The organism is Desulfobacter sp. (assembly GCF_050177295.1).
In genome coordinates, this window is the sequence record NZ_JBFXHE010000144.1 from 1 (window position 1) to 9,879 (window position 9,879).

The 9,879-nt window shown below is 45.5% G+C and carries 11 protein-coding genes; 9 read left to right on the plus strand and 2 right to left on the minus strand.

Annotated features, from left to right (window positions below):
- Positions 1–99 precede the first annotated feature (99 nt).
- Together AB7U36_RS11555 and AB7U36_RS11560 are read right to left on the minus strand one after the other, a co-directional pair.
- Positions 100–285 carry a hypothetical protein gene (locus tag AB7U36_RS11555; RefSeq protein ID WP_428159925.1) on the minus strand — a complete coding sequence of 62 codons (186 nt, stop codon included), beginning with the start codon at positions 283–285 and terminating at the stop codon, positions 100–102.
- 184 nt (positions 286–469) lie between these two features.
- Positions 470–1,042 carry a helix-turn-helix domain-containing protein gene (locus AB7U36_RS11560; RefSeq protein ID WP_428159926.1) on the minus strand — a complete coding sequence of 191 codons (573 nt, stop codon included), beginning with the start codon at positions 1,040–1,042 and terminating at the stop codon, positions 470–472.
- A 165-nt stretch (positions 1,043–1,207) separates the two neighbouring features.
- Between AB7U36_RS11560 and AB7U36_RS11565 the strand changes: the two genes are divergently transcribed.
- The 9 genes from AB7U36_RS11565 to AB7U36_RS11605 all read left to right on the plus strand — a co-directional run bounded on the left by AB7U36_RS11565 (position 1,208) and on the right by AB7U36_RS11605 (position 9,776).
- Positions 1,208–1,426 carry a helix-turn-helix domain-containing protein gene (locus tag AB7U36_RS11565; protein WP_428159927.1) on the plus strand — a complete coding sequence of 73 codons (219 nt, stop codon included), beginning with the start codon at positions 1,208–1,210 and terminating at the stop codon, positions 1,424–1,426.
- 16 nt (positions 1,427–1,442) lie between these two features.
- A complete protein-coding gene (locus AB7U36_RS11570) occupies positions 1,443–2,444 on the plus strand; it encodes an ORF6N domain-containing protein (RefSeq protein ID WP_428159928.1) in 1,002 nt (333 codons plus the stop codon).
- An 11-nt stretch (positions 2,445–2,455) separates the two neighbouring features.
- Positions 2,456–2,950: a hypothetical protein gene (locus AB7U36_RS11575; protein WP_428159929.1), complete on the plus strand. Its 495-nt coding sequence runs from the start codon at positions 2,456–2,458 to the stop codon at positions 2,948–2,950.
- Positions 2,951–2,962: 12 nt separating this feature from the next.
- Complete coding sequence (locus tag AB7U36_RS11580; RefSeq protein ID WP_428159930.1) at positions 2,963–3,229, plus strand: hypothetical protein; 267 nt, start codon at positions 2,963–2,965, stop codon at positions 3,227–3,229.
- Positions 3,223–3,450, plus strand: a complete 228-nt coding sequence (locus AB7U36_RS11585) for a hypothetical protein (protein ID WP_428159931.1) — start codon at positions 3,223–3,225, stop codon at positions 3,448–3,450. The genes AB7U36_RS11580 and AB7U36_RS11585 overlap by 7 nt, the downstream gene beginning before the upstream one ends.
- Before the next feature lie 155 nt (positions 3,451–3,605).
- Positions 3,606–6,479, plus strand: a complete 2,874-nt coding sequence (locus tag AB7U36_RS11590) for a CHC2 zinc finger domain-containing protein (protein WP_428159932.1) — start codon at positions 3,606–3,608, stop codon at positions 6,477–6,479.
- 313 nt (positions 6,480–6,792) lie between these two features.
- Positions 6,793–7,245, plus strand: a complete 453-nt coding sequence (locus AB7U36_RS11595; protein ID WP_428159933.1) for a hypothetical protein — start codon at positions 6,793–6,795, stop codon at positions 7,243–7,245.
- Between the two features lie 13 nt (positions 7,246–7,258).
- Positions 7,259–8,548: a tyrosine-type recombinase/integrase gene (locus AB7U36_RS11600; RefSeq protein WP_428159934.1), complete on the plus strand. Its 1,290-nt coding sequence runs from the start codon at positions 7,259–7,261 to the stop codon at positions 8,546–8,548.
- Between the two features lie 94 nt (positions 8,549–8,642).
- Positions 8,643–9,776, plus strand: coding sequence for a hypothetical protein (locus AB7U36_RS11605; RefSeq protein WP_428159935.1), 1,134 nt, complete (start codon positions 8,643–8,645; stop codon positions 9,774–9,776).
- Positions 9,777–9,879: the final 103 nt, after the last annotated feature.

Sequence of the window (9,879 nt, forward strand, 5' to 3'; positions counted from 1 at the left end):
CAAATTATTTATCTGGAAAACTATATAAAGCGCGGATATAAAAAGTTTGGGCAGTGCGCCATGTATTTCAATCGGATTCTGTTTTACTCATTCCTGGGCTCACCCTCCCCCACCACCAAACAACAACAGGGCGATGATGGCCAGAAGCAACGCCTTAATCATTGGTTGTTCATCTTTTGATATGGAAGTTAAGGCTTGATGGATGGAGCCAGCCACAACAATCAGGAAGCCGATGAAAACAAGGCTCACGAAGCATAATGATAAAATGATCAGAAATGTTTCCATCTTATTTTTTCATTGGGCCCGCAGCGTTTTTCCAATCTTCAGGAACTGCCCGCATTTTATTGCGTTTATTTTTCATAATTTCTATACTGATCCCGGCAAGCGGTTATTTGCGGCTAACCCGGCCTTTGGCATTTGCCACTGATGAACCGGCAGGGATCTGCAGCCCCTGCGTTTGCCGTTAATACTACTTTGACTTAAGCTTTTCTTGCGCCAGTTTCTTATTAATCTCGTTAATTTTTTCTTCCCTTACTATCTGTTTCAAATAGTCCACTTTATTCGATTCTCTTTCTGCGCTGATTTCCTTAAATAAAAGGACTTGATCTACTACAGATTCCAGTATTTTCCCCACCTTCTTGTTTGCAATGAACGCAGATAAATTTTCTCGTTCAATATCCTCCAATATATGATCTGCGTCACTCATGGCTTTAAAAATAAGCATTTCTGCTATACAAGCCTCAAATGACAATCCTTTATTTTGAAAGAAGGTCCATATTTCAGAATCAGGAAATCCTTTTTCATTCCAATTGGCAAGTGCCTCTGAATCTGATTCGGATTCAATTCCAGTTAACAGCCAATTTACATCAATCTTTGGGAATCTAAGTTGAAGATTCTTCAAAAACGCCATACCGGGCTCTTGTTCTCCGTTCAGGTATCTATATAGTTGCGATCTACTCACATCACACAAGACGGCAAATTCTTCACGAGTTAATTGTAATGTCTTGATTGTTTTTTTTAATCTTTCACCTAACGAGGACATATCAACCCCTTTCTCTCTCCTATTCAGGATTAAAGCAGGAACATATTACGAATATTTTGAGCAATATCATATATGGAACATTACATCTTGACAAGTCTCATATATAAGACTATTTATTTACAATAATCCCATATATGGGACCATAAACTACCTAAAGGAGGACAGATGGTTTACAAATCAGTAAGAAAAGAATTAATTAATCAAGATCTTAAAATCAAAGACATCGCCGAAGCCACCGGATACTCCCCGGAACATATCAGTGGAGTTATAAACGGCAGGCACAATTCCCCAAAGGTAAAAAAAATAATTGCGCTGGTTTTAGGCAAAGACTTTGATTCCCTTTGGTCCACAGAATCCACCGACCAGACCAAAACCCCAGCGTAAGAAAGGAGGTGAGCATATGAACACACAAGCTGCAGCCCATGTTCCGGCACCGGCTTTCCCTGGGGGAACCATCGACATTGAAGGCCATGAATTGCCCATGGTCCTTTACAAGGATCGACCGGTTATCACTTTCAAAATGATTGATCAGGTTCATGAACGTCCGGACGGAACGGCAAGCCGAAATTTTCGTCAAAACAGGAACCGATTCATTGAAAATGAGGATTTTTTCCGAGTACCTTATGAGGAGCATAAAAATATACCGCCCCTACATAATTCGTCGGGCGGTCTCGACACTGGACAGCGCAATCCAAAAATCTTTTTGACCAGTATTGGATACATGCTCCTTGCCAAAACCTTGACAGATGATCTTGCCTGGAGAGTCCAACGTGCATTAGGGACAACCTACTTCCAAACCCGCCATGCCAGAACCACCAACGGCCAGTCCAAGGCCATGAAAGCAGAACTGGCCAACCTGAAAACCCACAGGGCAGCCAGGAAACAAGCCCAGGAAGAGGCCTGGTTGATTTATAACGGCCAGGGCAACCTGGAAGATCTGTCACAATGGCCCATTCTCCATGACATGACCCGCCAGGCCCTGGAGGCTTATGAACAAGCACCAACAGCCCCGGAAGATGGGGTTGTTTTCCGGTTGGATCAACTGGTGGCGGCTTACCTTGCCCACCTGCTTGGGGATGCGCCGGCACCACCGGTGATTAAATTTACAATTAACCGGGATTGCACCGGCCTGATCCGGACAGTTGAATTCATAGCCAGATCCCGGGATCTGATCACGGCCTTTGACTGGCTTCAGGATCAACAGGATATTCATAATCCGTTTCGTGAACCAACTACTATGGCTGCAGCCCTGGTCAAAGTATTCAAAAAATCCCATGCGCCGGTTCCGGGATGGCTGTTCAAGACCCGTATTAAGTCTATCCAGGGCTTGCATTACCATTGGTTTGAAAAAAGTATTGATCCGGAAACCCTTAATATCAAACCAGTTTTGAAAACAGATTAGGAGAAAGCACATTGAGTACAGAAACATTAAAACCGGAACTATTCACATACCAGCAAGTTTCAAGTTTTCGCGATGAAATGGATTACCACAACTGGTCATTAAAAGCATTTGGCGCGCTCCTGGAGTATGCCAACCTTGAACGCTTCAGCGATGATTTTAAAGACGCCGGAGAATATAGAGGCGGATTGAATGGAATCGTTGAAATGATCACTGAACGGCAGGAAAAAATGGTTGATGATTTGGTGGAAAAATATGACCGGAGTCCGGAACATATTATCCGGGCTGCGGCCAATACCTGTGAATGGCATAGACAAGGAGCATATAAAAGTCCAGCAGACGCTTTAAACGATATTGATCAGGCCATTAAGAAACTTGACGCTGTAATTGAAAATTTTGGAGATGAATACCCCAGGGCTTCACAATTTAAAACAGAGCTGTTGGCCCATAGGCAAGCTATCTCTATATCTGCTCAATATCAGGATATGCCGATTAAGGAAGCCGGATAAAAAGGAAGAGCCATGAACACCAAGGATCTGAAGAGGATTTTGAAGGAAAAGATTGCGGATGAATCAGGCCTGGCCAAAAGGGATGATTGGTACAGTGGCCGTGTTAGTGCTTTTAAATTCGTCCTTGATCTTATTACCCCTTCCCCGGAAAAGGCAAGGCCGCTTACCGGGGAAGAAAGCGGCCCTTTAAAAAAATGTGGTTTGGCGAAAAACCACTACAAAAATAGACTCTTTACAATGGGTTGTCAACCGTCGAGACCCAAGGAGGAACCATGTTAGAGACCAGGAGAAGGAAACGATTTTCGCCGGAGGTCATTGCCAGGATGAAGGATAACAACAATGCAATCATAGAGTGTCCGGCTGGCTGTGCGGGGATTGTTCTGCCATTAGGTGCAAGCCTGCCCCATGATATTCCTTTGTTTCTCAACGGGGAAAACGGTAAAATCCATACCGGGCGAAAGCTCAGGATAACCAAGAAAGGCACGATTCAGACAATTTAAGTTACAGGCAAGCCAGCTAAAGCAAAAGCAAAAGCAAGCTTAAAGCCAGCCAGCCGGGCAAAAGGATTCTTATCCAGAATTCCTTTTATCCGGCTTTTGTTTTTCTGGGGTTGAGGGAATCAACTGAACATGAATGAGGAGAGGCGGGAAACAAGATGCAAAACGATTTTCAAGCGATTAAGGATTTGGTTGATATTGCAGATGAAATAACACAGCGGACCGGGGGAACGCTCAAGAAGACTGGGAAAACCATAAGCCTGTCACAATGCCCTTTTTGCGGGGGGCACGAATGTTTCAGGATCTATCCGGATACCCGGTCCTGGAACTGCTTTCAATGCGGAGATAATACCGGGGGCAGCATCATTGATTTTGTGGTCAGGGAAAAGGGCTGTACCGAACATGAGGCGTTAAAGGAGCTCGCCCGGGCTCATAATTATGAACTTCATGAACCGGCTCCTGAACACGATTCTTCACGGGAAACGAACTCCCCAAGGCGGCTGATATTTGAAGCGGCCGCAAACTATTATGCCGGGGTTCTGTTCAAGACGAATCAGAGCCTTGGATATCAGAGGAAAACCCGGGGCCATAGTGACCAAACATTGAAAAAGTTCCGGGTTGGGGCCGCAGACGGGGGCCTTTTGACGGCACTTCAGAAACAGAACTTTTCCATGGATGATATCCTGGGATCAGGCCTGGCAGTACCGGATAAAAAAAGAGGATACAGGGATTTTTTTCTGCCCGGGCTTTTCGTTTATCCCCATACAAATAAGACCGGCCAGGTCTGCCATTTTTCCATTAAAGATCCCAGAAAAAAACTTGCCTATCAGCTTCCCAATGAACACCGGCTTCCTGGAGCGCCATTCTTTAATATGAAGCCGTTCAAGGGAAACCGGTTGGCCATGGTGGAGCGGTTGGTCCTGGTAGAAGGGGAAAACGACCTGTTATCGGTTTTCGGAAAAGGGCATTGCACTTATGTTGCTGCTGTCATCGGGCAGATTTCAGTGGATCAACTCAAATACCTGGTGGAATGGGTGATCTCAGGACCACCTAAAGAATTGTTCCTATGCTTTGACAATGACCCTGCCGGGAATAAATACCGGGACCGAATCACAGAAGCGTTAAAGCGGTACTGCTACCCGGACAAGGTTTATCAGATCAATGAACGGCTCCGGGGGCGGGTGGTCAGAAAAGCAAAGGAGGATGATTCCGGCACAATCCCGGAAGAACTGCCTAAGCTGATCCGCCTGAGTTTGAAAAACTTATCATTTGATCCGCGTTTCAATGATATTGACGACTACCTGAAAGCGGCTGAAAACCCGGAAAAAGAATTTCAGTCGTTGCTTGACCAGGCTCGGCCATACCTGAAGCCTTTGACCGAAGTGCTTCCCCTGGTCAGAACTATGTTCCAGGGAGCAAAAATCAACAACTGCGGAAATGAAATCGGGGAGGTGGTCTTTGATTATTTCAACACCCTGGGTGGTTTCTTTGTCAACGGTGAGGAATGCCGGCTGTTTTATGAGGGCAAAATCTATGAAATCGGAAACAATATTGCTTTCAAATCTCTGATCTACCAGGCAGCCGGGCTTAACTATGCAGACAACGGCACCAAAAGCATTCTGGAGGTAATCCGGGCTCAGGCCTACATAAAAGGCAAGCACACTTCCACCATGGGGTGGATCCACACCGACGCCGTCAAAGGAACCATATACTATGACCTGAGAAACGAAATGAACACCATTGCCAGAATACAGGCCGGCAAGGTGGACCTGATCCAGAACGGAGCTAATGAAGATAATGTTCTCCTGGAGAGTACACCGAGAATGGAACCGGTTCATTATCTGCCGGAAGCAAATATCCAGGAAGCCATGGACCGATTCAAATCAATCCTCCTGGATAATCTGGCCTGCAGCGAATCCAACAAGTATTTCATTGCGGCCAGGGTTATGAACACCATTCTCCTGGAGTTTGTTACCACGGCCAGGGGCATTACCAAATTCTCCGGTGACCAGGGCGCGGCAAAATCTTTTGCGGCCCGGCTCATTTCTTATTTGATCATGGGTGCTGACTGTGTGTCTCAAGGATCTGTGGCTTCCTACAGGTCCGAGGCCACCAAAAGCCCGGTCATTATCCCGGACAACCTTGAGAAAGCAGATCGGACAAAAGAGGTGTTGAACTTCCTTCTCCTGGGGGCCACCGGTGCCATCAACCAGAAGCGGGACAGCAACACCAGTTCCGGGAATATTTATGAAGAGAATAAAGCCCAAATCATTACCACGTCCATTGAACCTTTCACTGAATCGGAACTGATCTCCAGGACCATTGATATTCATTTTGAAAAGGAGTTCCGGAACAAGGATTTTCCCGGGGAAACCCTGCTGAAGACAGAGATTGAAAGGAACCGGGACCTGATCCTGAGTTCTTTTTTCAAAATTGTGGCGTTTGAGATTCTTCCCACCTTCAGCCAGGAGCGGGCCAAAATCAATAAGTTCCTGAACACGGAGCGCCAGGGGCACGCTAAAGAGCGCCTTAATGAACTTTTCGCCTGTTTGTACCTGCTTTGCCGGGAAGTTGTCAGATACATTCCCCATTCAAAGCATACCGGACCGGAACCGGCTATGGATATTCTGGATGACTGGCTGAATGAACAACATGATCTGGCAGCGGCCACCCAGCAGGACACAGACGACATTCTTTACAGGCTGGAAATCCTCTTGGATGAATGCTGCCAGTTAAAAGATGAATTTTCAGAAGCCTATGGTATTCAGTCTGTGGAACTGACCAGAACGATTCAGGACAAGGTGTCAAAGGTCAGTATTCTTGCTTCAGCAAATGAGCTTTGTACGGCATTCAGCATCATATCCAAACAAAAAAATATTCCAAATCCATTTCATAAGCCGGGCGTCCTGGGCTCCAGGCTATCTAATTCCAAACCGGTCCTGGAAGGTGCGGGCTGGCAAGTTGGAATCCGGCACACAAAATATGCAGGGAAGCATAAACACCTGCTGGTAAAAAATGTGGAGGGGGTTTGAATGATTCTTATCCGAATAAAAGGATTAAATATTTTTGGGGCGGCATTTTTTGGAAATAAGTCCCTAAGTCCCCAAATCTTTATAAATTTTTTCATATCTAATTGTATTTTTTATTTATTTCCATGGCCGGTGTTTGGGGACTCTCTTGGGGACTTTGGGGACTTTGGACTTTTGCTTGGGGACTCTTGTTTTTGCTTGGGGACTCACAAAATTTGCGTAACAGATCGTTATTAAATAACAAATCCTTATTTGGGGACTTGGGGACTCTTAAAAGAAGCCCCGCCCCGGATGGGAAAGGAACAAGGCGGAAATCATGAGCACGGGGAATAAAAAATTTGTTTTTGAAGCCATCACGGAAAACCAGGCATGGAAAATCATGGCCAGTTGCAATCAACCTCAGGAATTTGACACTGAAAAACTTTATTCCATGATTCATGATTTAACCGGGATCCCTTCACTTCATTCTCTGTCCAAACAAGAAGCTTCTTTCATTATTGACCGGCTCCAGGGATGCACGAAATGGAACCGGCCCCTGGGGCCAAGGACAATAGGCCAAATCAAAGGAGATGCCCGGGATCTGCCTGCCCTGGGACATATTCTTTTTATCCGGGAATCTGTCCAGGCGTTGGGCTGGGATAAGGCGCATTTCAAAGCCTGGCTGGAGAAATACATTAAAGCCGGTAACCTGAACGAACTGACCCGGGAGACTGCCCGGAAGGCATACATTGGATTAATGAAAATCCGAATTAACAAAATGGAATCATGAAAGGAAAATGACCGTGTCATATATTGAAACCGCCCAGGGGGAAAAATTGTTCAAACAATACCTGGACAAATTCAAGGGTAAAACCAGCCAGAAGGTTTACCGGTCTGAAATCCGGCAGTTTTTCAACTTCTACACCGGGGCCATTGAACACCTGAAGAAAAAAGATTTCATCCGGTACCGGGACCACCTGGGCAAAACATCCAAGGCCCAAACCGTTAAGCGTAAATTTTCCATCCTGAACCAGTTTTTCAAGTTCCTTGAGTCCAAAGTGAAATCGTTTCATTCACCCATCGGGAAAAACTATGGAGATATGCAGGATTTCCGGGGCGGTAAATATGTGGAGTCTGAAGCCTTTGCCAACCATGTGGGCTATTGGACCGAAAGCCTTGTCTGTGATTCGACCAAACGGACTTATGCCGGGGCCGTGAGATTGTTTTTTGATTATATGTCCAAGGACCCCAAGGACCTTGTCCAGGATGATTTCCTTAAATACCGGGACCACCTGTTGATTGAAAAAAAACAGAAGTCATCCACGGTCTGGAACAAGTTTATTGCCATCAACGGTTTTTTAAAATTCATGGATGCAGGCAACCGGAAGTTCAAGAACCCATTGGACTTTAAGCGCCTGGCCCTGGTACCGCCTAAAAAGGACAAGGGGTACTACACGGTGTTAAGCAACAAAGAAGCCAAAAAACTCATGAGCCAGCCGGACCGGCGAACCCTGATCGGCAAACGGGACTATGCCGTTTTACGGCTTATGCTGACCTATGGGCTCCGGGTGAATGAGGTCTGCAAATTGACATACCAGGATCTTGAAACAGAACGGGTAAAAGGCCAGCAAAAACTTTGGATCCGGGACCGAAAAGGAAGGATCGGCAGACGGGCGGACACAGATATCATTTTAAACGGGAAAGCCCTGGAAGCATTTGATGATTGGATGAGCCATTGTCAAATCAGGTTTGAAACCGACACCCCGCTTTTTGTCGGATTCCGGTATCAGCTTAACCAGGGCCTGGCCATCCGGTGGGATGATGTCTGGACAAAAAAAGCACTGACCACCCGGGCCGTGGAGTACATGATTGAAAAATATGTGGCCCAAGCCGGTATTGACCATGGAGACAAGGTTATCAGCGCCCATGCTTTAAGGCACACAGCGTTTACCATGCTGGCTAAGGCCGGAGTGGAACTGGTTGACCTAAAATTTCTTGCCGGCCACCAGGATGTGAGCACAACATTAATTTACCTTCACAGTGTTCAATCTTATGAAGACCATGCCGGGATGCATAATCCCCTGAATAAGTAACCTATAAATATTTAAAGACAATTTTGGAAAAAGATAACAATTGACATACCCCATGCCGACATATAACACTCAACCCAGAACCTGGGAGGTGTGTATGAAAGGAAATATCATTACAAGGGAGAAGTGTTGCATCTGCAACGCTACTCTCAAGCATGATGATAGGCGGCATGGCTTGTTCTGTCCGAAGCATCCGCAAATATCAGCGGTAAAAATCTTTATCGTTCGGTTCGGCGGCAACGTTCAGAAGCAATTTAATAGTTATGAAAAAGCAGCTCAGTTTTTAAACGGTGTCCGATTTAAAACCAGTGAAGGGACCTTTGATCCAAAGGATTACCAATCCGATAAACCTTACTCTTTCACCACTCTTTCGAACAAATATTTAAACCGGAAGCAGAATCTTAAAAGTTTTAAAGAAGCCAGGCGGCATATCAAAGTTGCCCAGGATTATTTTCAAGACACAAATGTGAAAGAAATTACCGGAGCCGACATTGAAGATTATCTTTACTCCATTGAAGGCATATCAGAAAAAACACGGGCAAATTATATGTCCCGGATATCGGATTTCTGGAAATGGATTTTGAAAAGGCGGGTCATAAATCTTGTACAAATGCCCATCTTCCCGGGCATTGAATATGAGCTTGGATATCGAACGATAACGGATATTGATACCCAGGAAGAAATTATCAAAAAAGTTTTCGATATGACTTATGACCTGAATCCTAAAATCTGGCTTGGAATAGATTTGCTGGCAACTTATGTCAACCTGAGACCCGGTGACCTTCTTAAATTGCAGGAAGCCGATGTTGATATTATCCATGGTGAGCTGACTTTTCATTATCCGACCAAACGAAAAAACAAACTTAAAAAGACCAGGCTCCTTGATCACCATATAGAGATCATCACCGAAATAAAAAACCAATACCCCGGATTGCCCAACGTCAAATTTTTCCGTCATCATGGCGGCGTCCAAAGCGTAAAGCCAAACCAGCCTTTTGGACCTAAATATTTTAAAAAACGCTGGGATGAGGCCTGCCGGGAGCTGGGAATTACCGGCCTAGACTTGTATGGGGGAACCCGCCATACGACCACTACGGAAATAGCAAGGCGCGCCGGCACGATCAACGCTCGAAAAGCATCAGCCCATGAAACCAACAAAGCCTTTGACCGGTACTGCCAATTTCAGGAGGATACCGCTTTTGATATGGCTGGTAAGAATCGAATAGTGTAACGCTATACCTTAGAATCAGTGACGAAATACTGTAACGGATATATCCCGCCGCAATACCCCGCCAATCAATAAAATAAATACCCCGCTATCCCGCCAATACCCG